Origin of the sequence: Tritonibacter aquimaris (genome assembly GCF_009617595.1) — a bacterium.
In the GTDB taxonomy this organism is placed as follows: domain Bacteria; phylum Pseudomonadota; class Alphaproteobacteria; order Rhodobacterales; family Rhodobacteraceae; genus Epibacterium; species Epibacterium aquimaris.
Map to the genome: position 1 here is coordinate 90,645 of NZ_WIXK01000009.1, position 25,983 is coordinate 116,627.

The 25,983-nt window shown below is 57.8% G+C and carries 26 protein-coding genes; 12 read left to right on the top strand and 14 right to left on the bottom strand.

Features of this window, described 5'->3' with window-relative positions:
- The first annotated feature begins 44 nt into the window (after positions 1–44).
- Positions 45–419: a hypothetical protein gene (locus GG681_RS15200; protein ID WP_153548882.1), complete on the top strand. Its 375-nt coding sequence runs from the start codon at positions 45–47 to the stop codon at positions 417–419.
- Positions 420–422: 3 nt separating this feature from the next.
- The gene (locus GG681_RS15205) at positions 423–1,265 is read left to right on the top strand and encodes an alpha/beta fold hydrolase (protein WP_214645151.1); all 843 of its coding nucleotides are present in this window, start codon (positions 423–425) and stop codon (positions 1,263–1,265) included.
- A gap of 77 nt (positions 1,266–1,342) precedes the next feature.
- Here the strand turns inward: GG681_RS15205 and GG681_RS15210 are convergent, their stop codons facing one another.
- The 11 genes from GG681_RS15210 to GG681_RS15260 all read right to left on the bottom strand — a co-directional run bounded on the left by GG681_RS15210 (position 1,343) and on the right by GG681_RS15260 (position 10,963).
- The gene (locus GG681_RS15210) at positions 1,343–2,629 is read right to left on the bottom strand and encodes a TRAP transporter large permease (protein WP_153548884.1); all 1,287 of its coding nucleotides are present in this window, start codon (positions 2,627–2,629) and stop codon (positions 1,343–1,345) included.
- Complete coding sequence (locus GG681_RS15215) at positions 2,626–3,138, bottom strand: TRAP transporter small permease (protein ID WP_153548885.1); 513 nt, start codon at positions 3,136–3,138, stop codon at positions 2,626–2,628. The genes GG681_RS15210 and GG681_RS15215 overlap by 4 nt, the downstream gene beginning before the upstream one ends.
- The gene (locus GG681_RS15220) at positions 3,135–4,154 is read right to left on the bottom strand and encodes a TRAP transporter substrate-binding protein (protein WP_153548886.1); all 1,020 of its coding nucleotides are present in this window, start codon (positions 4,152–4,154) and stop codon (positions 3,135–3,137) included. Before GG681_RS15220 ends, GG681_RS15215 begins: the two co-directional genes overlap by 4 nt.
- A 127-nt stretch (positions 4,155–4,281) precedes the next feature.
- Positions 4,282–4,776 (bottom strand): flavin reductase, encoded by a 495-nt coding sequence (locus tag GG681_RS15225; protein WP_153548887.1) that lies wholly within the window; start codon positions 4,774–4,776, stop codon positions 4,282–4,284.
- Between the two features lie 12 nt (positions 4,777–4,788).
- A complete protein-coding gene (locus GG681_RS15230) occupies positions 4,789–5,745 on the bottom strand; it encodes a PDR/VanB family oxidoreductase (protein WP_153548888.1) in 957 nt (318 codons plus the stop codon).
- 8 nt (positions 5,746–5,753) lie between these two features.
- Positions 5,754–6,515 (bottom strand): SDR family NAD(P)-dependent oxidoreductase, encoded by a 762-nt coding sequence (locus GG681_RS15235; protein ID WP_153548889.1) that lies wholly within the window; start codon positions 6,513–6,515, stop codon positions 5,754–5,756.
- Entirely contained in the window at positions 6,515–7,006 is a 492-nt protein-coding gene (locus GG681_RS15240; protein WP_153548890.1) for an aromatic-ring-hydroxylating dioxygenase subunit beta, read from the bottom strand. The genes GG681_RS15235 and GG681_RS15240 overlap by 1 nt, the downstream gene beginning before the upstream one ends.
- Positions 6,999–8,276: an aromatic ring-hydroxylating oxygenase subunit alpha gene (locus GG681_RS15245; RefSeq protein ID WP_153548891.1), complete on the bottom strand. Its 1,278-nt coding sequence runs from the start codon at positions 8,274–8,276 to the stop codon at positions 6,999–7,001. Before GG681_RS15245 ends, GG681_RS15240 begins: the two co-directional genes overlap by 8 nt.
- 4 nt (positions 8,277–8,280) lie before the next feature.
- The gene (locus tag GG681_RS15250; protein WP_153548892.1) at positions 8,281–8,652 is read right to left on the bottom strand and encodes a hypothetical protein; all 372 of its coding nucleotides are present in this window, start codon (positions 8,650–8,652) and stop codon (positions 8,281–8,283) included.
- Between the two features lie 14 nt (positions 8,653–8,666).
- Complete coding sequence (locus GG681_RS15255) at positions 8,667–9,806, bottom strand: acyl-CoA dehydrogenase family protein (RefSeq protein ID WP_153548893.1); 1,140 nt, start codon at positions 9,804–9,806, stop codon at positions 8,667–8,669.
- Entirely contained in the window at positions 9,803–10,963 is a 1,161-nt protein-coding gene (locus GG681_RS15260) for an amidase (RefSeq protein ID WP_153548894.1), read from the bottom strand. Before GG681_RS15260 ends, GG681_RS15255 begins: the two co-directional genes overlap by 4 nt.
- A 160-nt stretch (positions 10,964–11,123) precedes the next feature.
- Between GG681_RS15260 and GG681_RS15265 the strand changes: the two genes are divergently transcribed.
- Positions 11,124–11,687, top strand: coding sequence for a nuclear transport factor 2 family protein (locus GG681_RS15265; RefSeq protein ID WP_153548895.1), 564 nt, complete (start codon positions 11,124–11,126; stop codon positions 11,685–11,687).
- Between the two features lie 411 nt (positions 11,688–12,098).
- Here the strand turns inward: GG681_RS15265 and GG681_RS15270 are convergent, their stop codons facing one another.
- Entirely contained in the window at positions 12,099–13,505 is a 1,407-nt protein-coding gene (locus tag GG681_RS15270; RefSeq protein ID WP_153548896.1) for an aldehyde dehydrogenase family protein, read from the bottom strand.
- Positions 13,506–13,711: 206 nt separating this feature from the next.
- Between GG681_RS15270 and GG681_RS15275 the strand changes: the two genes are divergently transcribed.
- The 6 genes from GG681_RS15275 (at position 13,712) to GG681_RS15300 (ending at position 20,626) form a co-directional block, all read left to right on the top strand.
- Entirely contained in the window at positions 13,712–14,710 is a 999-nt protein-coding gene (locus GG681_RS15275) for a helix-turn-helix domain-containing protein (protein ID WP_153548897.1), read from the top strand.
- Positions 14,711–14,746: 36 nt separating this feature from the next.
- Positions 14,747–15,787, top strand: coding sequence for an AraC family transcriptional regulator (locus GG681_RS15280; protein WP_153548898.1), 1,041 nt, complete (start codon positions 14,747–14,749; stop codon positions 15,785–15,787).
- A gap of 225 nt (positions 15,788–16,012) precedes the next feature.
- The gene (locus GG681_RS15285; protein ID WP_153548899.1) at positions 16,013–17,152 is read left to right on the top strand and encodes a tyramine oxidase subunit B; all 1,140 of its coding nucleotides are present in this window, start codon (positions 16,013–16,015) and stop codon (positions 17,150–17,152) included.
- A 64-nt stretch (positions 17,153–17,216) separates the two neighbouring features.
- Positions 17,217–17,639 carry a RidA family protein gene (locus GG681_RS15290; protein WP_153548900.1) on the top strand — a complete coding sequence of 141 codons (423 nt, stop codon included), beginning with the start codon at positions 17,217–17,219 and terminating at the stop codon, positions 17,637–17,639.
- A 25-nt stretch (positions 17,640–17,664) separates the two neighbouring features.
- A complete protein-coding gene (locus GG681_RS15295; RefSeq protein ID WP_153548901.1) occupies positions 17,665–18,957 on the top strand; it encodes an NAD(P)/FAD-dependent oxidoreductase in 1,293 nt (430 codons plus the stop codon).
- A 301-nt stretch (positions 18,958–19,258) separates the two neighbouring features.
- Positions 19,259–20,626 (top strand): alginate export family protein, encoded by a 1,368-nt coding sequence (locus GG681_RS15300; protein ID WP_153548902.1) that lies wholly within the window; start codon positions 19,259–19,261, stop codon positions 20,624–20,626.
- 75 nt (positions 20,627–20,701) lie between these two features.
- On the opposite strand, the gene GG681_RS15305 is transcribed toward GG681_RS15300, so the two are convergent.
- Positions 20,702–21,460 (bottom strand): IclR family transcriptional regulator domain-containing protein, encoded by a 759-nt coding sequence (locus GG681_RS15305; RefSeq protein WP_153548903.1) that lies wholly within the window; start codon positions 21,458–21,460, stop codon positions 20,702–20,704.
- Positions 21,461–21,567: 107 nt separating this feature from the next.
- On the opposite strand from GG681_RS15305, the gene GG681_RS15310 reads away from it, so the two are divergent.
- Genes GG681_RS15310 through pcaF form a run of 3 tightly spaced genes read left to right on the top strand, consistent with a single transcriptional unit; the run spans position 21,568 to position 24,178 of the window.
- Positions 21,568–22,287: a 3-oxoacid CoA-transferase subunit A gene (locus tag GG681_RS15310; protein ID WP_153548904.1), complete on the top strand. Its 720-nt coding sequence runs from the start codon at positions 21,568–21,570 to the stop codon at positions 22,285–22,287.
- Complete coding sequence (locus GG681_RS15315) at positions 22,287–22,979, top strand: 3-oxoacid CoA-transferase subunit B (protein WP_153548905.1); 693 nt, start codon at positions 22,287–22,289, stop codon at positions 22,977–22,979. The genes GG681_RS15310 and GG681_RS15315 overlap by 1 nt, the downstream gene beginning before the upstream one ends.
- The gene (gene pcaF / locus GG681_RS15320; protein WP_153548906.1) at positions 22,979–24,178 is read left to right on the top strand and encodes a 3-oxoadipyl-CoA thiolase; all 1,200 of its coding nucleotides are present in this window, start codon (positions 22,979–22,981) and stop codon (positions 24,176–24,178) included. Before GG681_RS15315 ends, pcaF begins: the two co-directional genes overlap by 1 nt.
- 71 nt (positions 24,179–24,249) lie before the next feature.
- Here pcaF and GG681_RS15325 read toward each other — a convergent pair whose 3' ends face one another.
- A complete protein-coding gene (locus tag GG681_RS15325) occupies positions 24,250–25,743 on the bottom strand; it encodes an MJ1477/TM1410 family putative glycoside hydrolase (protein ID WP_153548907.1) in 1,494 nt (497 codons plus the stop codon).
- Positions 25,744–25,983 lie beyond the last annotated feature (240 nt).

Consider the following 25,983-nt stretch of genomic DNA (forward strand, 5'->3'; position numbering starts at 1 on the left):
TCCGCAGGTTGGTGGGATTTTGTCGCCTGCCAGAAAGGAAGAATATGCTGGACATCCTGAAAGACATGGGCGCGCGCCTTGATCAAAGGCCGCATCTTTTGCGCCTGGGCGCCCTGTTTTCTGAGACCGTGTTGTTGCAGGTGGCAGAGGACGAATTTTACCTGTGTTTTGATCGCGGCCGATTGGTATCGGTGACACCGGGGCCAAGCCGCAAAACCCCCTGGCGGTTTGCCTTTAAAACCGATGCAGCGGCCTTGGACGCCTTTTGGCAGCCCCTCCCAGAGCCGGGGTTTCACGACCTTTTTGGTTTGGTGAAAATCGGTCGCGCCCGGATTGACGGGGATATGTTGATGCTGGTGAAAAACTTGCGGTTTTTCAAAGAATTCATGGCGCTGGGCCGTGTAGCCAAGGAAGGGTAGATGATGGCTGAGATTGAACCGATTTGCGGCCGTTACGTGACCCTGTCGATTGCCGGGCAACAGCAGCGGATTTATTTTGAAGAAGCCGGGCAGGGGCGTCCGGTCCTGTGTCTGCACACAGCCGGGGCGGATACGCGCCAATGGCGACATTTGATGAATGACGCCCAGATCACCGCGCAAAACCGTATTATCGCCTTTGATATGCCCTGGCACGGGAAATCCCTGCCGCCCGAAGGGTTTGAAACCGAAGAGTATTTGCTGAGCACTGAAACCTATATGGAGACGGTGCTGGCCATGGTAGAAGCGCTGGGTCTGGAAAAGCCGATCCTGGCGGGGTGTTCGATGGGCGGGCGGATTTCGCTGCAACTTGCGGCGCTGCACCCAGAGGCGTTCTCTGGTTTTATCGCCATTGAAGCCAGCGATTTCCAGGCCGCTTGGTATGACATTGATTGGTTCCATCGCCCGGATGCCCATGGCGGCGAAATGGGGGCGGCTTTGGTCTCGGCCAATATCTCGCCTCATGCGCCCAACGCGGAACGCTGGAATACCCAGTGGATGTTCATGATGAGCGGCCCCGGCGTGTTTCGTGGCGATCTGAGCTTTTACACCCGCGATGACAGTCTGATCGGGCGTCTGGAGCGGATCGATACCGCTCAAACACCGGTGCATATTATGGTTGGCGCCTATGATCTGACCTGCACGCCCGAGGATGCGCAGCGCACCGCAGACCAGATCTCGGGGGCGACGATCACGGTGATGCATGAGTTGGGGCATTTCCCGATGAGCGAACATCCTGAGGCCTTTCGTCCTTACTTCGTTGCGGCGCTGGCACGTATGACCAACTGAGCCGCGCCGGTTGGGTCGCGTTCAACAGAACAGGTTAAAACAATAGGGAGGGGGGGCCGCATAACGCGGCCCCTTTTTTACATCAGATTGGGGATGAAAAGGACGATGGCCGGAAAGGCCAGGATGATGATCACCCGCAATACATCCACCAACAAAAACGGAACCAGACCGCGGAAAATCGTGCCAAGCCGCACGTCCTTGAGCACGGATTTCAACACAAAGGCGTTCAGCCCGACCGGCGGCGTGATATAGCTGAGCTCGGTCACAATCACCACGTAGATGCCAAACCAGATCAGATCATACCCAAGGCTGGCCACAATCGGATAAAAGATCGGCACAGTCAGCGTGATCATCGACAGACCTTCCAGAACGCAACCAAGCGCCAGGTAGATCAGCGTGATCACCAAAAGGGCCGCCAGCGGGTGGCCGACACTTGCCACCAGATTGTGGATCTCATGGCCCATGCCTGACATGTTGACGTAATTGGCAAAGGTCAGCGCGCCAAACAGGATCAGGAACATGCTGGCGGTGGTTTTTGCGGTTTCATACAGGGTTTGCAGTAATTCCATGGCGGACAAGCGCCCCTGTAGGATTACCAATAAAAACGCGCCACCCGCGCCCATACCCGCGCTTTCGGTTGGGGTGAAAACGCCCAGGTAAATCCCGCCCATCACAAAGACAAACAGCCCCAGCGCGCCAATCACCCCTTTGAGCGCCAAAAGCCGGTCGCGTAGCGGCAGCTTGCTTTCGCATTGCAGATCCAACCCGCCAAAGGTGACCGACATGCGCACCGCCAGCGTATAAAGGATAACACCCAGGATGCCGGGCAGAATACCTGCCAGAAACAGCTTGCCGATGTCTTGCTGGGTCATGATGCCGTAAAACACCAGGATTACCGAAGGGGGGATCAAAATACCCAAGGTGCCCCCGGCTGCAATCGAAGCGGTCGACAGCCCGTCGGGGTATTTGAATTGCCGCATCGACGGCATCGCAATCTTTGTCATGGTGGAAGCGGTGGCCAGGGACGAGCCGCAGACGGAGGAAAACCCACCGCAAGCCACCACAGTTGCCATGGCCAGCCCACCTTTGCGGTGGCGCAACCAGGCGTGGGCGGCGCTGTAGAGATCGCGGGCGATACCCGATTGCACCACAAAATTCCCCATCATCAAAAACAGCGGCAAGATCGATAGGTTATAGTGGCGCGCATTGTCAAAAAACGTCTGTCCCAGAAGGGCCAGCGAGGGTTTGAACCCGATGATAGCCGCGGTCCCAATGGTGCCAACAACGGTCAGAGCCAGCCCAATGGGCACCCCCACCAACAGCATTGCAAACAGGATCCCCAGCCCGATTTCCCATTCGATCATTTTGTGCCTCCACCGTGATATTTTGAGGCCGTCAGCCCATGCCAAACTGTAACGATTGCCGCCAGTGCAGTCAGAACCGCCAGGCCATAGCCAAGCGGCGCAATTGGAAGTTTCAATGTGGGCGTGGTGCCGCCATAGCCCGCGATCTGATCGCCAATCGCCCACAGGCGCCAGGCGATCATCCCCAGAACCAAACCGGAAAACAGGCTGACGACCATATCCATCAGACGTCTGACCCTATCGCCAAACTGGCCGGTCAGCAGATCAACCGCGATGTGTTCGCCATCCAGGCTGGCTGCGGGCAGGCCGATGAAAATCACCGCAGCCAGCAACATTTCGGTCAGCTCGGTGGCGCCGGCAACCGGCGCATTGCGCAGGTAACGCCCTAAAACGTCCGCCACCGTCAACCCCATCATGATCATCAACAAAACGGCACAAATCACCGCAATTCCAAGTCTGAACCGGCGAATAGATCCGCCGGCCAGATATGTTGTTGCCTTGTCGCTCATTCCGCGCTCAGCTTTTTGATTTCGCTCAGCAGCATGTCATAGGCGGCCTGCCCATCCACACCGGCTTCGGTCGCCAGGTCGATATTGGCCTGGATGACCGGAGCAAATTTCGCTTTCAGACCTTCGACTTCGGCAGGGGTTGCCTGATGAATGCCCAGCGTTTCTTCCAGAACGGCCCGGCCTGCTGCGTCAGCCTTGTTCCACATCTGCCCGGCCCGTGCCGCCAGCGCTTCACCCAACAAGGGTTCAATCAAGGCCCGGTCGGCCTCGGGGATGGCGTTCCATTTGGCTTCGTTCATCACCACCATAAAAGCGGTGTTGTAAATGCCGCCCTCGGCGACAAACGCGTTGGAAACCAGATCATTCAAGCGGAAGAAATTCACGGTCTCCCAGGGAAGGAAGATCCCATCCGCCACTTTCTGGCTCAGCAGCTCATAAGATTTCGAGGCCGGACCTTCCACCGGAACCGCGCCCATCAGCTGGGCCAGGTCGTGGGCCACCACCGAACCGGTGCGCACCTTTTGACCTGCGATATCCTCAACCGTGTTGATTTTCGACGATGAGAAGATATGCCCCGGACCATGGGTGTGGACCGCCAGCACTTTGACGCCTGCGTATTCACCGGCATCGGCCAGCATTGCCTCGTGAACGCGATGATAGGCCACCGAGGTGGCAACCGCGTCATCGCCCAAGAATGGCATTTCTGCGATGGCGGAGGTTTTGAACCGACCGGGGCTATAGCCCTGCACAGTGTAGCCAATATCGACAACGCCGTTTTTCACCAGATCATAGGTTGCTGGCGGCGGGCCAAGCGGGGCGGGCAGAACGTTCACTGTCACCCGGCCTTCGGTCACTTTGGCAATGTCTTCAGCCAGCGGCAGAATAAAATCAGAGACCTGCGGATGCGACGGTGGCAGCCAGCTGTTGAGGGTGAGCACCGTCTGCGCATGGGCTGCGGTTGTCGAGATGACGGTCGACAGTACCGCGCCTCCGATGAAGGAAAGAATTTTGTCCATTTTGCGTTTCCCTGTAGTTGGGTTTCAATGTGGCCGTCCCTTCTGCTGAGGGTGCTGACCGTGGTATCCGGGTTCGTGCCGGTTGTGGTTGCCAGCTCCCCAAATGCAGGGCGCCGGATGTTTCGATCTAATTGGCCATAAGTCTATGATAATCGCGACTAAAATAGACCAGCCCTCGATCAATTTTTTCCGCCAGGCTGACCGCTTTGACTTCGCAGAACATGACCGAATGCGATCCCTGTTCGATGACCGAGCCGATACGGCAGTCAAAGGACACATTGGCGTCCACCAGAACCGGAGAGCCGGTTTCAAGGGTTTTCCAGGTCCCAAAGGAGAAGCGATCAACTCCTTCGACGTAACGTGCGAAATGACCCGACAATTCTTGGTGGCCAGCGGTCAGAACGTTGACGCAAAGCACACCGTTTTGCAGGAATTTGTCATGTACAAACGAATTGCGGTTCACACAGATCAACAAGGTGGGCGGCGCATCCGTGACCGAGCAGACAGCAGAGGCAACCAGACCATGGCGCCCTGCTTCCCCATCTGATGTAATCAGGTTCACTGCCGCACCCATCCGGCTCATGCCTTCGCGGAAATCCGTCTGTTTTTGCGATAGATCCATGATTTTCTCCTCCTAGATGTCCAAAACCAGCTTGCCGCGACCGCGCGAGCAGCAGGCGCAGATCTGATCTCCGTCTTCGCGTTCGTCATCCGTCAGAAACTGGTCGCGGTGCTCAATCTCGCCGTCCAGAACATCGGTGATGCAGGTGCCACAGACGCCTTCTTCGCATTTCACCTCGATCTTGATGCCTTCTTTGGCCAGCGCCTTTGCGATGGTGTCATTGGCTCCAACGGTGACGGTTATGCCACTGGCGGCGCATTCGACCTCAAAACTGTCACCAGTCAGATCGACATCGGCCGAAAAATATTCACGGTGCACGTTTGGAGTGGCGTGGCCCGCGGATTCAGCGGTTTCGATTACCCAATCCATGAACCCCTGCGGCCCACAGACATAAAGATGCGTGTCTGCATCCGCGCCGGGCAGGTCGCGGGACAAATCCAGCCGTTGCTCTGGGGCCTGGTCATCAAAGTGAAAGACGACGTTTTCCGCAAACGGGGCTGCGGCCAGCTCATCGGCAAACGCGGTGACATCCTGGGATCGTGTGCAATAGTGCAGCACGAAATCCTTGCCAAGCGCATGCAGGCGTTTGGCCATGGCGATCATCGGCGTCACCCCGATGCCGCCGCCCAAAAGCACAGAGAACGCTGCGTCCTCGGCCAGGGGGAAATGGTTGCGCGGCCCCTCGATGTCAAAGGTTGCGCCGGGGACGGCCAAACGGTGCACAGCAGTTGATCCACCTTTGGAATTCGGGTCCTTCAGGACACCGATTTCATAAAAGCCGGTTTCTGCGGGATCCGAACACAGCGAATACTGCCGCCACATGTCGACATCCGGCAGATAGATGTCCAGATGCGCGCCGGCGGTAAATTCCGGAAGGGCCTCCCCCGCCGGGGCCGCCAGGCGAATACGGGCGATGTCGCCGCGATCGTCATGACGGTCCTGGACTGTAAGTGTTTGCTTTTGTGACATTTTGAACCTCACCGCATATAGATGCCGCCATTGACGTCCCAGCAGGCGCCATTGGCAAAGGCTGCTTTGGCCGAGGCCAGCATCACGACCATGTCAGCCACGAATTTCGGATCACCCAATTTGCCGACCGGGATATTGGCCTCAGCCGCCTTCAGATTGTCACCCAGAACCTCCCGCACCAACGGCGTGTCCATAGGACCGGGCGCGATGGCGTTGCAGGTCACTCCAAACGGTGCCAATTCCCGGGCAAAGATCTTGGTCAAGGTCAGGATCGCGCCTTTGGAGGCGGCATAATGCGCACCGGTTGCGGTGCCGCCGTTCTGCCCTGCGATCGAGGCCAGGTTGATCAGACGACCATAGCCCTGGTCCTTGAAATGTTTGCCAAAAACCTGACATCCCGTGAAACAGCCACCGGCATTGGTGGCCAGGATTGCATTAAAATCCTCGGGGGAAATCTCCAACACCGGCTGGACCGCGGTGCGGGCGGCATTGTTGACCAGAACCTCAACCGAGCCATAACGCTCGATACATTGATCCAGCACATAACGCCAATCATCGGGCTTGTTGACATCCAGAGTGGCCACCATGGCGGTTTCGCCCGCAAGGTCCAGGTCAGAGGCCAAAGTGGCGGCCTCTTCCCCGGGGGTCACATCGGTGATGATGACCCGGTAACCGTCGCGGTGTAGCGCCCGGCACACACCGGCACCAAAGCCACGCGCGCCACCGGTCACAACCGCGGTCTGGATCTTTTCTGGCAGCGGGGCCGCCATCAGAACAAGTAGCTGAACGAGTTCAGCATCCCATCAGAATTCAGCAATTTGACGATTTTCCCATCCAGCTGAAAGCCAGCGTCGGTTTTGATCAGCGTATAGGACGCATCGGCGGCCCATTGGCGTTGGCGGCCAAATTTATCTTCGATCAAATGTTCGGCCGCGCGCACCTTGATCACATCGCCTTCGGCGCTGTCGATCACTATGCGGCTGATGGTGCGAATGGTTTTGGCCGGCGGGGCCGAGGAGATCGAAAACCCGGCCTGAAAGCGGCCAATCCGGTCACGGCGCATTCTGGCATTGTCATAACACAGGTTCAGCTGGTTGGCGTAATCGGTCTCATCTCCGATTGGCATGATGTAAAGACCAGTGTCGGTCCACAGATCCAGCCAGGCGTCGTAATCCTTGCGGTCCAGCATGTCGGCTTCTTGCCACAGGAATTCCGTCACATCCATCAGCAGGTCAGCGGTGATTTTGCTCATCTCAGTCATTGGACATCATCCGTTTCCACATTTCATAGGCCGCCCGCATGCCGGTTTCGGCGCTGATATGGCCGCGCGGGCCCATGACGCCGGGTTCTTCGTCGACCAGACCGCGGTTGACCAAGATCGGTAGTTCTTCGCCGCCTTTAGTGCCGCGCTGCACGCGTTCCCACACCTCGGCATCATCCGGCGAGCCAAATCCCATCGGCCCCTGGAAATGTTCGTGCAGGCGCAGGCGTTCCTGGTTGGCTGCCACGGGGCCTCCATCCATGCCCAATGCGATGTGGCGGATGTCGGTTTTTTCAACAGACACCGGTGTCAGCACCCGCAGGAAGGCCAGCGAGAAAGACACGTTGGGGAACAGATTGAGGTTAAAGCCAGCACCGCCAACCGCTTTGACGATCTTGCGGGTTTGATGCTCGTCATAGCCTTCGGCGCGGATTTCTTCGGCCAGCGCTTCAAATCGGGCTTCAACCGGCTCATCCAACCCATCGTCCAGATCCTCGCGTTCGGGGATCATCATCATCACCGAATGGCCGTTGCCCAGGTCTTCGACCCAGCCGCGCCCCTTGTCGAGGAAATCGAACATCTCCTCGGTGGCTTCGTCCAGGGTCTGCATGAAGGATTTGTGCACAATCGGAAAGTGGTAGGCGTCGGTGGTGTTTTCCAGCTGTACCTTCCAGTTCATCGGGACCGAGAACTGATGCTCACCAATGGCTTTGACCGGGAAACCGCCGCCCTGTTTCATGAACAGATCGATATAGCGGCAGACCTCGGGGCCGAGGAAATCAACCAGCGGTTCTTGATCCTCGTTGAAGGTGGCAAACACCATCCCGTTGTAGGATTCGGTGCGCAGCTTCAACAGCCCGTGCTGGGTCTTGTCAAAATCATCGCCGTATTGCTCGGGGTAGGGCAGCGCGCGCAGCGAACCGTCCAAACCATAGCCCCAGCCGTGATAGGGGCATTGAAACGAGGAGGTCTTGCCCTTTTTCACTTCGCAAACCGTGGCGGCGCGGTGACGGCAGCGGTTGACCATACAGTGGATCTTGCCCTTGCGGTCGCGCACCACGATGACCGGCTCCAGGCCAACCTGGGACAGGCGGAACGAGCCTTTTTCCGGGAACTCGCTTTCGTGGGCGACCCAGACCCAGGTGTTCTTGAAGATCTTTTCCATCTCTTCTTTGAACAGGTCGGGGTCTTCATACATTTCGGTCGCGACTTTTGCGTCCTTGGAATATAGGGCGTCGAGGTCGCTGAATTTCGGATGATCTAAGGACATGGCGTTACTTCCGAAAGTTTTGAGGAATTTCCAGCGCGCGACCCATGCGCGCTTCGACGGTCATATATTTCCACAGGCGGTCATTGCCTTCGCCCACGGTGATGGTGCGCAACAGGTTGCACGCGGCCTGAACGGCGTCGCGATTGGGGAAATCGGCCATGATATACCAGGTGTAGGGAAAGCCCTGCGTGGCACCAACCATAGTTTGGTCGTCATCAAAGGTTCCAACGATTTCAACGCCTTCCATCTCGTTGATGGAAACCATCAGTTCCTGCGTTGCGGTCCAGACCGGGCCGATCTGGTCAAACGGCAGGCTGAAAAACGTCGGATGGTTGTTAAAGCACAGCAAGGTGCGAATAGGGGTCTGTTGGGTCATTTTTCTTTTCTCTCTTATGGGTAGCCGGGCATCGTGGGTTCGTCGAACATGGCGGCTCCGGCGCCCGTCCATGTGCCCTCGGACAAGAAGGCGTGTTGCGCGACGGCGGCGGCATCGATCATGAACCGGCCCAATGGGTGTCCTGTGTTCAGGGCTGTGGATCCACCCAATGCAAAGGCAATCCGGGCGGCCTCGGCCCCGTCTTTTGCTGCTTTGGAGGCCACAAGACGCAGCTGAATATGGGTTTCGCGGCTGACGTTTGCGTTATGGGCCAGCTCCTCATAGGCGGCTTCGATCGTGTCATAAAACAGCGCTTGCGCCCCCTGATAGATCCCGCGCGCCTTGGCGTATTCCGATTGCAGATAGGGGCGTGCACCAGGTTTTGGTGCGCCGGTTACCGATTGGCGCGCGCCGGTTTCATAGATGAAATCCAGGGCCGCGCGGGCCGCGCCCAAGGCCACAACCGCCAGTACCTGCGACGCCAGCGCCATTGACGGGTAGCGGAAGATGCGATCATCCATCGTCGGTTTGGCACCACGTACAAATGTCCACTCGCGCGGCACCACCACCTTGTCGATTTTGATGTCATGCGATCCTGTGGCGCGCAGGCCAACCGTGTTCCAGGTGTCGACAACTTCGATCTTGTCGCGGGGCATGATGGCAATCAGCGGCAGTTTGGTTTCCTGGTCTTCGACCTTGATCCCGGCACCGGCCAGATCGGCCCCCATAATGCCTGAGCCCCAGGGCCATTGGCCGCTGACCTCATAGCCGCCGTCGACGGTCTTGGCGGGCTGCGGCGGGAACATAGCCCCGGCAAACACTGTGTCCGGGTTCGATTTGAAAATCGTCTCATACGTTTCCGGCGGCAGGGTGCTGAGATAAGTGGCAGATACGCCAAAGCTGGCCACCCAACCGGCGGATGGATCTGCGGCAGAAATATCCTCGATCAGCCGGCAAAACGCCGCTGGGCTAATGTTGTCGCCGCCAAAGCGGGTTGGGACAAAGGCCCGATAGACGCCCAGTTTTTTGAATTGGTCCACGACATCCTGTGGGATGTGTCGCAGGTCGCTGAATTCCTGGGCACGGGCGCGAATATCTTTCAGCACTTCGTCTTTGTTGAGCGGCGTTTCAGCCAGCGCGACCTCGGCGGTCATTGGTCTTCCTCCTGTTGAAATGCGGGTAATGTCGCGGCCATCCATTCGGCGATCGCGCATAGGTGTTCATCAGCGCCCTTGCGCCCCACCAGTTGGATCCCCGCGGGCAGGCCCGTGCGGGGTTGCGCAATTGGCATAACCAGGGCGGGGTGCCCGCTCAGGTTAAAGGGGCGCAACAGGCGGGTCAGGGGCAGGATTGCGGCCGGGTCTTTGGCCTGGTCCCAGGTTGGTGGTGCCACCGGAAGGGCCGGGGTGATCAGGGCATCATATTGGTCTAGGGCCGCATCGACCTCGGTGGTGAACCGAGCGCGGATGTCTTCGGCCTGGGCGATTGCCTGTTGCGAAACCTCGCAGGCGGCGGTCAGGCGTTGTTTGATATCCGCCCCCAGGGGCGCGTCCTGGTCCAGCAAATACCCAAAGGCCACCGCGGTTTCATGGGCAATAATTGTCATGCCCGCATCAAAGGCGGCGTCGAGGCTGGGTAAGGTCAGATAGGCCGCATTTGGCAGCCCTTCCATCAGCGCATAAATCAATTCATCCCCCAGGGCGGGATCCACTTTTGATTTGATCCGCGCCAGGCGCGGGGCGGTGGGCAGGGTTTTTGTGGTGAAACTGGGATCAATCGCGGCCATCCCGCGGCTCAGCATCGGGGCGCTGCGGGCAAAGACGCCGACGCAATCCAATGAGCTGTAGGCCGGGGTGCATCCGGCGCGGCTGACCCGGCCAAAACTGGGTTTAATCCCATAGATTCCGCAGCAGATTGCGGGCTGGCGGACGGAGCCACCGGTGTCGGTGCCCAGAGCAAAATCACATTGGCCTGCCGCCACCGCCACTGCGGATCCAGAGGAGGACCCACCGGGAATACGATCCGGCCAGCGGGGATTTACCGGGGTTCCAAAGGTGACATTGGCACCGGTCATGCCAAAGGCCAGCTCGTGCATATTCGTCTTGCCCACAATGTGGCAGCCCGCATCCAACAACGCCGCGACCACATCCGCATGGTCATTGGCCGGAGCGTTGCCAGCCAGGGCTGCGGAACCGCAGGTGGTAATTTCCCCTTTAATATCAATGCAATCCTTGACCATGACGGTCAGGCCGTCTGCACCTAGATCAAGGTGGCGCGTCACGGCGCGATTGTCCTGTTTGGCTACGGTCATAGGGTCCCTGTGGCGTGGCATTTTGTCCTGTTACAGTAATATTCCCGTTCTAAATTCGATTGGTCAAGAAAATTCACGTGAAAAATACACTTTTAGTTCAAAATCACCTTTGTTCGTGTCATAAATGTGAAAATTACCGTAACTAAGGAGGGCAAAGCCTATGTCGGAACCTACAATTCAAGCGCTGCAACAGAGAATCGCTGTGCTGGAGGCCGAGGCGGAAGTGCGTCGAATCCAGTCGCGCTACATGTACCTGTGTGACACGCCGAACCCGGAATATGGCTGTGCGGATGATGCGGCGCGGATTGATCGCATTATGGAACTCTTTGCACCCGAGGCCGTTTGGGAAGGTGTGGGGGAGTATTACGACAACCAATTTGGTCGCGCCGAAGGGTGGGATGCTGTTAAAAAACACTTCCAGGGGTTCTGGGGCGGCAAAACCGATCCGGCCTTGATCCTGAATTGCCATTACCTGACCTCGGAACAGATCCGCGTGGATGCAGATGCCACCACCGCCGAAGGCAATTGGGTGCATATGCAGCCTTGGCTGTTTTCTGATGGCCGGGCGCTGCTGCGGTCTTCGCGTCTGTTCAACAAATTTCGCAAATGCGAGGATGGGGTGTGGCGGTTCACACAGAACCGGACCGAGAATGTTTTTGTGGCTCCCCTGCCAGCAACCTGGGCATCGGATTACCCGTCAAAATCGGTTTTGATGCGGCCCTAAGGGGCGGGCGTGGGTGGCATGGCCGCGGACTTGTGGCCTGCGGCCTGTGCCGGCTGCGCCAAATAAATGCACGCAAAATGAACCAAAAGGCGCTGCCGGGCTGGCTCTCTGTGATGTCTAGGGGACAGAGATCGCAACCTGGCAGCGCCTTAAGGCATGATTTTCCAGGGGCAGACCCTGAGGCATTGGTGTGGGTGTTCTAAGTTGACCACGGTATTGCCATGCACGCAATGCGCTCTTAGGTATGATTAAATACCTGCAATGATTGTGTCGTGTCGCAAAAGCGGTAGCAAAAGTGGTGGTAAAACGCGGCGGTCGCGCCTGGTGAACCGGCACCGCCGCCTTTGATCCGATACAAAGGCGGCGGCCGGACGTGGTCCAGAGGTGACCTGAAGGAGGCCCGTGGTTGAGTTAAGCAAAAACCACTTGGATGTCGGTATATTCCTTCAAGCCCTCAGGCCCGAATTCGACCCCCAACCCCGAAGACTTCACCCCGCCAAAAGGCGCGTTGGGTTGCACCATGCCGTGGCTGTTGATCCAGACCGATCCGCATTCCAACCGGCTGGCAATTTTCTTGGCCGCTGCGATATCTTTGCTCCAGACCGATCCGCCCAAACCCATATCGGTGGCATTGGCGGCGGCGATCGCTTCCTCGATGTCGCTGTATTTGATCAACGGCATAGCGGGGCCAAATTGCTCTTCCTGGACCAGGGGTGCATCATGAGGCAGGTCGGCAATAATGGTGGGCGGGTAAAATAGCCCTTCGCCCGGGGTGCCGCCACACAGGACCCGACCCAGGGGTTTGCTTTCTTCGATGATGCGGCTCACCTTGTCGAACTGCATTTGATTGGCAATCGGGCCCAGGGCGTTGGTCTCGTCAAACCCATCGCCGCAGGTGATGTTTTTGGCATAGTTGGTCAATTCGGTGCACACCGCCTCATAGACGTCTTCGTGCACGTAAACCCGTTTCATGGCTGCGCAGATTTGACCATTGTTCAAAAAGCCGCCCCAGAACAGACCTTCGGCGATCTCTTTGGGATCCACGTCGGGCAAAACGATCCCGGCGTCATTGCCGCCCAGCTCCAGCGTAATGCGTTTCATGCTGTCAGCGGCGGCCGCCATGACCTTTTTGCCGGTTGCTGTGGACCCTGTGAACACAATTTTGCGAATGTCTGGATGGCTGGCCATGGCCGCGCCCAGATTGGAAGTTTTGTCATCGCAAGATACGCAATTCAACACGCCCGCGGGCAGCACTTCGTTGGCCAATTGCACCATGCGCAGGGTTGACAGCGGGGTCAGCGGTGACGGTTTGATCACAACGGTATTGCCGGTGCGTAGGGCCGGCATCACATGCCAGATGGCAATCATGATCGGTACGTTCCACGGGGTGATTGAGCCCACAACGCCCAAGGGTTTGCGATGCTGTTCGATGCGCCCCTGCTCGTTGTCTTGAAGCACCTCAACCGGCAGCGACAGCGAAGCGGTATGTTGCGCCCAGGCATTTGCGCCACCCATTTCAAACATGGATCCCAGCCCATGCAGGGTTTTCCCTTGTTCTTCGGTCAGGATCTTGGCCAGTTCTACGGCGTTTTCTTCGATCTTTTGAGCCACAGCCAGAACCGCTTCGGCCAATTCTGCGTCCGATTTTTGCGACCAGGTTTCAAAGGCGGCTTGGGCGGCGGACACTGCTGCATCCAGATCCGCAGCCGAACCATTGGGGGCGCTGCCAACGCAGGCGCCGGTCGAGGGGTTGTAGACGTCAAAACTATCCGCGGTTGCGACCTGCTGGCCACCGATGGTCATGGTAAAGGCTGTCATTGCTTATTTCTCCCGTTGCGGACCCGTCGCGCGGGTTCCTCCTTGTTCGTTATTTTGAAAACAACGCTGCATTCTGTGGAAAGAAATTGTGAAAGCCCGGCGCAATTGCGTCTTGGACCGCTGCGCCAAATTATTGGACAAATGCGCCATAACGTGACTTTTCACGTTTTTCTTTACTTAACGTGAATCTTTGCTACGCTTTTGTAATGATCGCCAGCCAGCCAACCCACGAGATGCCCGCTGAACAATTCACCGCCAAATTAGCGGCGGTTTGCGGCCAGTATGATTTTCAATTTTCCGCAGAACATCCCCGGCTGTGGGGAGGGGTCAAACAGGTGCCGTTGGCGGGGTGGGACGTGGCCATGGTGGCGACCAACCTGCACAGCGCCACCAAAACCGCCAGCCATATTCGCCAGGACGATTGCGACAGCGTGTTTTTGATCGTCCAGCAATTTGGCCAATCGGTTCTGGCGCAGAATCAACGCAGGATACGCCTGCTGCCAGGGGACATGATGTTGATCGACAGTCGTCAACCGTCCAATTTTTCCTTTAACGGACAACGGTCTATGCAGATTTCGCTGCATGTCTCGCGCACTGAATTGATCCAGCGGTTTGGCCAAAGTTTTGTCGGCGGTCTGGCCCTGCGTGGATCTGACCTCACCGCGCGCTCGATCACAGCGTTGTTGGGGCAGGTGTGTAACGCCTCGGGTGATGAGGCCAATGATGACAGAAACCGAGATGACAGAACCCGCGATAAAGGCCCCCGCGCTCGCCTGCAAAAAGAGGCGTTGTTGGGGCTGTTGGGGCTGTTTTTATTGGAGGGGCAACAGGCCGATTTGGTCGCCGAACGCACCGGTGATGGCGCGCTGTGGGTCTTGGCGCAGCGGGCGATTGCAGACACGTTTCAGGACCCGGCTGTGACCGGAGAAAACATCGCCCGCCGTTTGGGGGTCTCGCTGCGCTCACTGCAACGCTGCTTTACCGCGCGCAACACCACATTTCGCCACGAACTGCTGAACGCGCGGCTGGAATACGCCCGAGAAATACTCGGTTCGGCTGGGGCGTTGCCTACAATTTCGGCAATCGCGCTGACGGCGGGGTTTTCCGATATTTCTTATTTCAGCCGACGTTTTCGCGAGGCCTATGGTTGTTCACCCCGGGCCTACATGCAGGGCGCGCATGCAAATGTCGCGCAGCTTTTGTGACACAGGATTGGGCATTGAAACGGGAGCGGGCATCATATGACAGCTGACACTTCGCATTCGGGCTACGCAGCCATTCGCAGCACGTTGTTGGGCGCGGTGATGGATCGTTTGATTGTGCGTGACGTCTCGGCCTCGGCCCTTTTGGCGAAACACGGTATCAGCTTTGGTCTGTTGAAAAACCCGTATACGCACCTGTCGATGAACGAATATATCGGTTTCCTTGAAAGCGCGGCTGAGATGACCGAGGATGAACATATTGGGGCCCGTATCGGTGCAGATATGCGAGCGGGCGATCTGGGGCCGATGGGGATTTTGCTGTCATTGTCTGGCTCAATCTATGCGGGGCTGGATCGGATCAACCGGTCGGTGCGCGCCATCCAGACAGGAACGGAATCTTCCTTTGTCGATTATCAGGACGAGCTGTGCTGGTCCTATCGCATCCTGGACAATCGCATCCAATCCCGTCGCCAGGACGCGGAATTTTCGTTGGTGTCCACCGTGCAGGTGATCCGCAATAACTTTCTGCGCCGCTGGGCCCCGCAGCAGGTGCATTTTGAACATGCGGCCCCCAAGAATACGCAGTTCCTGGAACAATATTTTGGTTGCCCTGTGCTTTATGGGCAGGCCACCAATCGGCTGGTTCTGGACCGGGCGCCGTTGATGGATCAATACCGGGTTGAAGATACGGCGCTGGTCGAAATGCTGGAGCGTCATATTGCCGATCTGATCGGCACGGCACCGCGTCAATCCACCCTGACCGAGGCGGTGTGTTCCATCGTGTCCTCTTCGCTCGGGCTGCGGCCGATTTCGGTTGAGCGGGTCGCCGAAGCGCTGGGCCTGTCGCCGCGTAACCTGCAACGCAAGCTTGGCGATGAAGGCACCAGTCTGCGGGTGATCCTGGATGATATCCGGCGCGACAGGGCCGAAGTCTTGTTGACAGAACGCAGTATTCCAATGGGCGAGATTGCCTGCGCTTTGGGCTATTCTGATGGCACGGCATTTTGGCGGGCGCATAAGCGCTGGTCGGCGCAAAAGCCTCGGGATGTCCGTATCAACAGCCGCCCACACCTGAGCTGAACACGCGCTTTTCCTAAATTCTATTGTGCCTGAAGCAGGGCGCCGCCCCGTCATCTATGGCGGGCTGCGTGCGTTGTTACCGTGCGATTGGTCGCCCGTGGAAGGGCGTTTGCCGGTTGGGGCTGGCGCAAAGTATCGGAATTATGACGTGTCCTGCAATGGTCAGCCCCGACGAGTTTCCGCTTACTTGGGCAAAACTCAACAACAACGGAGGGGGGGTTAGACATGAGTGATCTGCCCAAAATCGAATTTATCTACCTGAACGAACAGGACATGATCAAAGCCGGCGTGACCGATATGGCGGCCTGTGTCGATACGATGGAAGACATGTTCACCCTTTTGCACAAGGGTGACTATCGCATGGCTGGCGCCAATAATGACAGCCATGGCGCGATGATCATGTTTCCCGAAGAATCGCCGTTTCCGACGATGCCAAAACCCACCGCCGACCGTCGGTTTATGGCCATGCCGGCCTATCTGGGTGGCGATTACTGCACGGCGGGCGTCAAATGGTACGGCTCCAATATTGCAAACCGCGACAAGGGGCTGCCGCGTTCGATCCTGATGTTCACCTTGAACGACGCTGATACCAGCGCGCCTTTGGCCTATATGTCGGCCAATCTGTTGTCAGCTTATCGTACCGGCGCGGTTCCCGGTGTGGGGGCGCGTCATCTGGCACGCAAGGATTCCAAAGTGGTTGGCCTGCAAGGCCCTGGTGTGATGGGCAAAACCTCTCTGGCGGCGTTTATGGCAACCTGCCCCAATATCGACACCGTAAAAATTCTGGGCCGCAGCCAGGGCTCGATTGATGCATTTGTTGAATGGACCAAGGAAAACTATCCGCAGATCACCAATATTGAGATTGTTGACGATATTGAAGCAATGGTGCGCGGTTCGGATATCGTGACCTATTGCGGCTCGTGTGAAACCGGGGACGTGTCCAAATACCCGCTGGTGAAACGTGAATGGCTTAAACCGGGTGCGTTCCTGTCGATGCCGGCCGCCTGTGAAATTGACACAGGCATGGAAGCCAAGGACGTGCGCAAGGTGATGGATAACATCGGCCTTTATGAAGCCTGGTTTGAGGAGCTGCCCAAGCCCGCGCATGTGCATGTGCCGGTGATCGGCGTGCGGTTCCTGGACATGATCCACGAGGGCAAGATGACCCGCGATGATCTGGAAGATCTGGGTGACATCTGTGCCGGTGCCACGCCTGGGCGTCAAAACGACGAAGAAATCATCATCCTGTCGGTTGGCGGCATGCCGGTTGAAGACGTCGCCTGGGGCACCAAGGTCTACCGCAATGCGATCGAGCGCGGCATCGGAACTAAGCTTAATCTCTGGGACACGCCAGTCCTGCGTTAATCCCCAACTGGCGCGTTGGGCAGAACTGTTCAACGCGTCTTTTTCTTTTATGGACGGAAACACCATGACCAAAATCACCAAAGTCAAAACCGGTGCCAAACTGGAAGAGCTGAGCAGCTATTCCCGCATTGTCGCGGTCGACAACTGGATCTATGTCTCAAACACGGCCGGGCGTGATCCGCAGACACGGGAGATGCCCGAGGATCTGACAGCGCAGACGGAACAAGTGTTTGCCAATATCGAGCGGGCCCTGGGCGCGGTCGGGGCCAGCTTGCAGGATGTGATCGCCACCCGCGTTTTCATTCAGGACCCCAAAGATACCCCAGCGGTTATGGAGATCTTTGGCGAGAAATTTCGCGGTGTGGATCCAACAACCACTGTGACGAACCCGCCCTTGGCCGCCGCTGCGTACAAGGTGGAAATCGAAGTGACCGCCTACAAAGGGGCCGCTCAGGCCGAGGTGACTTACGTCAACCTTTCCGTTTGATCCGCGACATAATCAGGACTGTTCCATGGCTCCCCGAATTCTTCCCGTCACCACATCGACCGAGATGCCCAAATCCACAACCGTCGCCATTATCGGCGGAGGGATTGTTGGGCTGTCGGCGGCCTTGACCCTGGCGGAGCGGGGCGTGCCGGTTGTGGTGCTGGAAAAAGGCACCTTGGCCGCCGAGCAGTCCTCGCGAAACCTGGGCTGGGTGCGCAAAACCTCGCGTGCGGCAGCCGATATTCCTTTGGCGCTGGCCGCTGACGAAATGTGGGCGCAGATGCCCCAGCGCGTCGGCGGCGACGTGGGCTATCGGCAGAACGGCATTATGTTTGTGGCCGGTTCCGATGCCGAAATGGCAACCTATGAAGGGTGGCACAATGGGGTCCAAGGGCTGTCGCTGGACAGCCGTATGCTCTCGCAGGCTGAGATCGACACACTGGTTCCAGGGGGCTCGGGCCGTTGGAAAGGCGGCGTTTACACTCCTTCGGATGGCAAAGCAGAGCCGACAATGGCGTCAAGCATGATCGCCAGCGCGGCCATGGCCAAAGGGGCGGTTATCCTGGAAAACTGCGCTGTGCGCTGCCTCTCCCAGTCCGGCGGACGGGTCAGCGGAGTGGTTACCGAAAAAGGTGAGATCGCCTGTGACCAGGTGATCTTGGCCGGCGGGCTGTGGTCGCGCCGGTTTCTCGGCAATATGGGCATTGCGCTGCCGACCTTGCCATTGATTTGCTATGCCTTTCGCACCGCGCCGATGGAAGGGCCGGGCGAAATTGCCGTGGGTGGGCCGGATTTCTCGTTTCGCCGCTGTCACACCGGGGGGTATGTGATCACGCATCGCGCGGCGCTTGGCGCGCCTTTGGTTCTGGATCATGCGTTGATTGGGATGAAATACCTGCCGATGCTGAAACACACTTCGGGCATGTTGCGGTACATCTTTGGTAAACCGTTCCTGGATGATCTGCGTTTGCCGCGACGATGGGGCGCGCACAGCCGCTCTCCGTTTGAACGCCAACGGGTTATGGATCCACCGGAGAACCCGCGGATCAATGCCCAAGCTCTGGCCAATATCGCCAAATCCTGGCCCGCCTTCCGGGACCTGAAAATCGAAGAAGCCTGGGCCGGTACCATGGATATCACACCGGATTCCAATCCAGTTCTGGATCGGGTCGACAGCCTGCCTGGGCTGACCCTGGCCACTGGCATGTCCGGGCATGGGTTTGGCACCGGTCCGGCTGCGGGGCAATTGGCGGCTGATCTGGCCACCCAGGCGACGCCGTTGGTGGATCTGTCCCCGTACCGGTTGGACCGGTTTTAACAGACACTGTTCAGCAAGCATCCAAAGGTGCCGACCGCGCCTTTGGCACAGGGACAGCGGAGGAGGCGGTGGAAGGGGGCAATTGCGTCTACAAGTGTGAATTTTACCGGTAAAAATAATGTGAACACATCCAGACGGAAACCCAATGTCGGGAGCGGGCACAGACCCGCCCCTCAAAAACATCCAACAGGCGCCAAGACCTGTGTTGGGCAGAGCGGCAAGTAGCGTCGGAGCGGAGTTTTGCCGCTCCCAAAAAGGCGCGCCTGCCAAAACCACAACCTCGCATCAATAGGGAGACGCGATGAAACCCGTAAATAAAAAGGACCGAAAGAGTTTCGGCCGACATTCCACCATCACCCATACTCTAGCCAGCAGCGCCATTAGCCTGATCTGCGCCGCCGCGCCCACCGTGGCCGCGGAAAGTGCCGATCCGCAAAGCCCTTGGAAATTCAGCGGCGAGCTGGTTCTGGGCGGCTTTGTCAGCGATCAGGACTTTAGCCCGGCTGGGCGCTCTTCGGTCAAATGGAGCGAAGGTTATTTGAAGTTGGGGCTGACCGGGGATTTCGCCCTGGGCGCCAATACTGATTTATATGGCGGTGCCAGCCTGCTTTACAGCTATACCGGTGGGGATGGCGATGCCGGCGGCTTTAGCACGGGCAACGAATCCGAAGTGGATTTTGAAGATGCCTTTGTTGGGTTTCGCTTTAACAATGCCTTTGGCGGGGCCGGGTCGGTTGATTTCTCGTTGGGATCGCAGAATTTCGCGATTGGCGACGGCTTCCTGATCAACGGCGATGCGCTGAACCCAGGAACTGGTATTTCCGAGGAGTTCAACCGCGGCGGAGCCTATTGGCTGGCCGCCCGCAAGGCGTTTCGTGAAACCGCGATCTTAAAGCTCGACTTTGGCAATGATCTGCGCGGCGACGTGTTCTACTTGGGTTCTGACACTGCCCTGCAGGGCGATACCAAGCTGGCGGGTGTGAACCTTGAAAAGGATTTCGGCGAGCTTGGAACCATTGGGGGCAGCTATGTCCGGGTGGTGGATGTGAATACCTCGATCTTGGGCGGGTTCCTGGCCAATCGCGATGACCTGGAGGCAATCAGTCTGCGGGCCAGCGGTTCGTTGGGGGTTGAAAACCTATTCCTGTCCGGTGAATTTGTTTCGCAATCGCGCGATGGTGGGGGCGGACGGCAAGAAGTCGACGCCTATGCTGGCTATTTGGAAGCGAGCTATCAATTTGCCGATATGCCCTGGGCGCCGCAATTGGGGTATCGCTACTCTGTTTTCAGCGGGGATGATGCATCAACCGCGGCCTCCGAAGCCTATGATCCGTTGTTTTACGGGTTCAGCCGGGGCTATGGCACCTGGTTTCAGGGCGAAGTGGCCGGGAATTATTCGGGGCCGTTTAACACCAACAGCAAGGTCAGCACGCTGCAACTTGCTGTGCATCCCACCGAAACCCTGCGGGTTGGGGCGCTGTTCTTTGATTTCACCCCAGAACAACCGGGCGGGTTGGAAGCCCAGGAATTTAACCTGTTCTTTGAACTTCCAGTGCGGGAGAACCTGTTTGTTTCCGGGCTTTATGGGCGTCACATGCCCAAAAGCGGATTTAGCGCGGGTGTGGATGACAGCGACTACTTCAGCATCTTTGCGGTGCTGAACTTCTGATCGATCACCTGTGGTTTGCCACTGTTGGAGCAGTGCGTTTGGGCGCGCTGCTCCTGTTTTGATCCGCCAGAGCCCTTATAACATCCGTTTCAACCCGGCCTGGGTTTTCATCAACAGGGGCAAATAGGTCTGCACCACCTCTTGCATGTCGGATTGGGTGGCGGCCATGCCAGCGTTCAGCGCTGCTATCACCCGGCCGCGATGGTCCAACAGCGGCACCGCAATCGACCGCAGGCCAATTTCGATTTCCTGATCTATGATCGCATAACCGTCACTGCGGGCTATTTCGATCTGCGCCATAATATCTGCTGGATCCGATAGGGAAAATCGGGTGCGCGGGCTAAGATCTGATGCATCCACTAGTGCGCGGGCCTCGGCTTCGGGCTGGGCCGCCAACAACACCCGCCCCATCGACGAACAAAACGCAGGCAGGCGGGAGCCGGGCATCAGGCCAATGGACATCAACCGTTTTTGGGCAGCCCGCGCCACATAGACAATTTCGGTCTCATCCAACAGCGCCACCGAACAGCTTTGGCCGATTTGCGCAGACAGCTGATCCAGCCAGGGCTGCACGATCTGCGGTAATGGCAAGGAGGCCAGCGCCGACATGCCCAGCCGCAAAACCCGTGGGGTCAGCGAAAAAAACTTGCCGTCGTAATCCGCATAGCCTTCGCGGTGCAGGGTCAATAACACCCGTCGTACGGTGGCCCGATCCAACCCGCTGGCCTTGGCTGCATCGGTGATCGATTGGCGGGGGTTTTCGGCGCCAAAGGTCTGAATGACGCGCAATCCTTTGGCCAGCGAGGCGATGTAATCGGTGGGTTTGTTCAACATGTGAACGACCATGCGACGTAATTGAACAAATATCAACATGCGATCAAAAGGACTCGCGCCTTTGACCAGGCTGGCGTTACGTGAAGGCCAATTTATGGAGGATCGACATGAACAAAATGGCGTCCACAGTGGCCCAGGCCGTGGCAGAGATCCCGGATGGCGCACAGGTCATGATCGGTGGGTTTGGCGGATCGGGTGCCCCGATTGAGCTGATCCATGCCCTGATCGACCGGTTCCGGGCCACCGGCAGCCCGGCCAATCTGACGGTGATCAACAATAACGCGGGCAATGGATTTACCGGCATCGCGGCGATGATCAAGGCGGGCATGGTTCAAAAGATGATCTGCTCGTTTCCGCGCAGCTCCAATGCGGATGCGTTTAACACGCGATATCTGGCGGGCGAAATTGAGCTGGAACTGGTGCCCCAGGGCACATTGGCCGAACGCATCCGGGCTGCGGGCGCGGGCATCCCGGCGTTTTTCACCCCCAGCTCCTATGGCACGGATCTGGCCAAGGGCAAACCGGTCGAAGAATTCGACGGCAAAATGTATGTGCGCGAGCGCTGGCTAAAGGCGGATTTTGCCCTGCTCAAAGGCCAATTGGGCGATCCCGTCGGCAATCTGACTTATCGGTTGGCCGGGCGGAATTTCAACCCGCTGATGGCCATGGCTGCAACCAAAACCATCGCTCAGGTCTCGGAGTTGGGCGAGGCTGGCTCGATCGATCCCGAAGCGGTGATAACCCCCGGCATTTTTGTCGACACAGTGGTTCAGGTGAAAGACCCGCAACAAGAAGAAATGCTGGTGCGTGCAGGGGTGATCTACTGATGGAAAATTTTGATATTGCCGCGGTTAAACTGTCCAGCGCCCAGATTGCCTGGCGGGTGGCGCAGGATCTGCAAGACGGCTCTTATGTGAACCTTGGGATTGGTTTTCCCGAAATGGTCGCCAAATTCCAACCCACGGGCCGCACGATCACCTATCACACAGAAAACGGCGTGTTGGGATTTGGTCAGGCACCGGTCGAAGGCCAAGAGGACTGGGATCTGATCAACGCGGGCAAAAAGGCCATTACCATCAATCCCGGCGCCTCGTTTTTCCACCACGCTGACAGTTTTGCGATGGTGCGCGGGGGCCATTTGGATCTGGCGGTTCTGGGTGCCTATCAGGTGGCGCAAAACGGCGATCTGGCCAATTGGAGCGTTGGCGCCAAGGGCGTGCCTGCGGTTGGCGGCGCCATGGATCTGGTGCATGGAGCCAAACGGGTGGCGGTGATGACCGATCATGTCACCAAAAAGGGCGAGCCCAAATTGCTGGCAGCCTGCACGCTGCCCTTGACCGGGGTGGGCTGTGTAACCCGCGTCTATACCTCATTGGCGGTGATCGACGTTGTCGAGGGGCGCTTTGTCTTGCGGGAAAAACTGCCGGGGATCACCCTGGCGCAATTGCAGGCGGTCACCGGTGCAGAGTTGCAAGTTGATGGTGACATTGCGCCGCTGCTGGTGCCGGAGGATCTGTGATGAACGACGTCTTTATCTGCGACTATATCCGCACCCCCATTGGCCGTTATGGCGGCGGGCTGTCCTCGGTACGGGCGGATGATCTGGGCGCGATGCCACTTGCGGCTTTGGCACAGCGCAATCCGGGGCTGGATCTGGCGGCCATTGACGAGGTTATCTTTGGCTGTGCCAACCAGGCGGGCGAGGATAATCGCAATGTGGCGCGGATGTCGCTGCTGTTGGCGGGTTACCCACAAGAGGTGCCTGGAACCACGATGAACCGCCTGTGCGGATCGGGAATGGATGCGATCATCACCGCCGCCCGCGCCATCAAATCCGGTGAGGCCGATCTGATTGTGGCTGGCGGCGTAGAGTCCATGTCGCGCGCGCCATTTGTGATGCCCAAGGCCAGCGCGGCGTTTGCCCGCACAAACGAGGTTTATGACACCACCATCGGCTGGCGCTTTGTGAACCGGCTGATGCAGGCGCAATATGGCGTCGACAGCATGCCGCAGACCGCTGAAAACGTGGCCGAGGATTTTAATATTTCCCGCGCCGACCAAGATGCATTTGCCCTTAGGTCTCAACACAAGGCTGGTCTTGCCCAGGAAAACGGCCGTCTGGCGCGCGAAATCCTGCCGGTGACCCTTCCACAGCGTAAGGGGGATCCATTGGTTGTGGACCGCGACGAACATCCGCGCCCGTCAACAACATTGACCGATTTGCAGCGGCTCAAAACCTTTGTCAAAGCTGACGGCACGGTTACCGCGGGGAATGCATCAGGGGTCAATGATGGAGCGGCGGCGCTGATCCTGGCCAGCCCGACGGCCATTGACCGTCACGGTCTACGTCCTATCGCCAGGGTTCTGGGAGGGGCAACCGCCGGGGTGGCACCGCGGATCATGGGGTTTGGTCCGGCGCCGGCCTCCAAGAAACTGATGGAACGTCTCGGGCTGGTGCAGCAGGATTTTGCGGTGATCGAATTGAACGAAGCCTTTGCCGCACAAGGGCTTGCTACGCTGCGCGCTCTGGGGCTTGCCGATGATGATGCGCGGGTGAATCCCAATGGCGGCGCTATTGCGCTGGGGCATCCCCTGGGCATGTCGGGGGCTCGGATTACCGGATCAGCAATGCTGGATCTAAAGCCGGGACAAAAATCGCTGTCGACCATGTGTATCGGAGTAGGGCAGGGGATCGCTATTGCATTACAGGCGGTGTAGGGTCGCCGCGCCCCCAAAGCTGTCCTCGCGCTCCACCCATTTGCGCGAGGACAGCCCAAAAGCCGCCCCCATCAGAACAGATCGTCGATTTGATCCTGCCGCACCCCTTGGATTTCAAGGGTCAGATCATCGTCGAACTCGAGCAGGATCCCATTATCGGTGTCTCGGGTTTGAAACGTATCCGCGCCAAACAGTTTGATCCGGTCCGTCTCCAACTCAAAATCAACCACCAGATCCTGTCCCCAATTTCCACGGAACACAAAAACATCGGCACCTGCCCCGCCGAATAATGTGTCGTCACCGCCTGCGCCAATGATCCGGTCTGCGCCTCGTCCGCCGCGGATGAGATCATCACCACGGCCGCCATGTAGCCAGTCGCCCTTGGCACCACCCATCAGGGTGTCATCGCCATGCCCGCCTTTCAGGCGATCCCGGCCCGCGCCGCCGCTCAGACGGTCCTGACCGCCATTGCCAAACAGGATATCATCACCTTTGCGCCCCAAAAGGCGATCGTCGCCCCGGCCGCCTTTCAACAAGTCCTGACCGGCGTTTCCAACCAATCGATCATCTCCGCCCCGGCCAAAGATCGTATCATCACCGGCGCGCCCGATTACGGTATCATCACCTGGGGTGGCGCGCATTTCGTCGTGCCCAACCGTGCCCAGTGACCGGATGCCAGAGGGGTGGGGGGCGCTATTGTAGATCTCATAGATCCCGGTCAGATCCCGTTCGCTGGCGACATAAAGCGGTGTATCGATGCCGCGCAGGTAAGACAGAGCCTTGGTCAAATCGACCTCACTTCGATCACCGGGCGGGATGTATTCCACAACAAATACCTCAACCCCGGCCGCATGGGCCTGCTCCAGCAACGCCTGACTGCCGGTCAGCCAGCCAGAGGGAACCGGCGCAAACCGTTCGGCGGCACCATTGGGGTAATAATAAAACAAATCTTCTTTGCCAATCCCATCCACCGCCGCCAAATAGTCAGGGTAGGTCGCCAAATCTTCGCCATTTTGCCCCAAGATGGCAAAGGGGCGGGTGTCGCCGATCTCGGCCAGGCGGGCCTGGGTATAGGCGCGAATTTCACCGACAAACCGCACCATTTCTTGACGATACCAATCCCCTTGGCCGGGGTTTTGCTCTTCCCAGTAAAAATAGGCGTCGATAATATCCAGATACAGCCCATTGAACCCGCCTGCGATGATCTGGTCTATCTGATCAAAGACGATGTCTTGCCAAGCAGGATTCCAATAGGCGACTTTGAAATTATCCTGCCATTCTGGGTTTGCATCGGCCAAAAACGCCGGTGGCATATCGGCCCAGCTGTCGTGCCAATAGGCGCGGTAATCCTCGGCCTCGCCAATGCTAAGATAGCTGACAATCAAACGATCCGCATCCCCACCGCGCAGCGCGTCAATCTGGGCTGGCGCATAGGGGATCTGATCGCCATCTGCAAAATCGATGACCACAAGATCGGCATTTGACCGGGCGATCTCTGCGCGGCGGCCGGCGGTGACTTCGCCAAGGTGATAAAGCCAGGTTTGAACGTTTTTCAAAGGATTCATGAGGGGTCCGGGAAATCAGAATGAAAAATAACAAGGCCGTGATCTCGGATTCTGACCAGAGCTGTCAACAGGAACGCAAAATTGCAAAACAGTTTTCTAGACCCGTTGCCAAATAGAAGTGTTCGCTAAATTTAGACCAGCGTTTCATTGAGACATTCATCTCTGTTTGGACCTGTCGCGGTTTGATGCCGCTCCTTTGATAGCACTTACTGCAACAAAGGAGACTGACTATGGGACAGA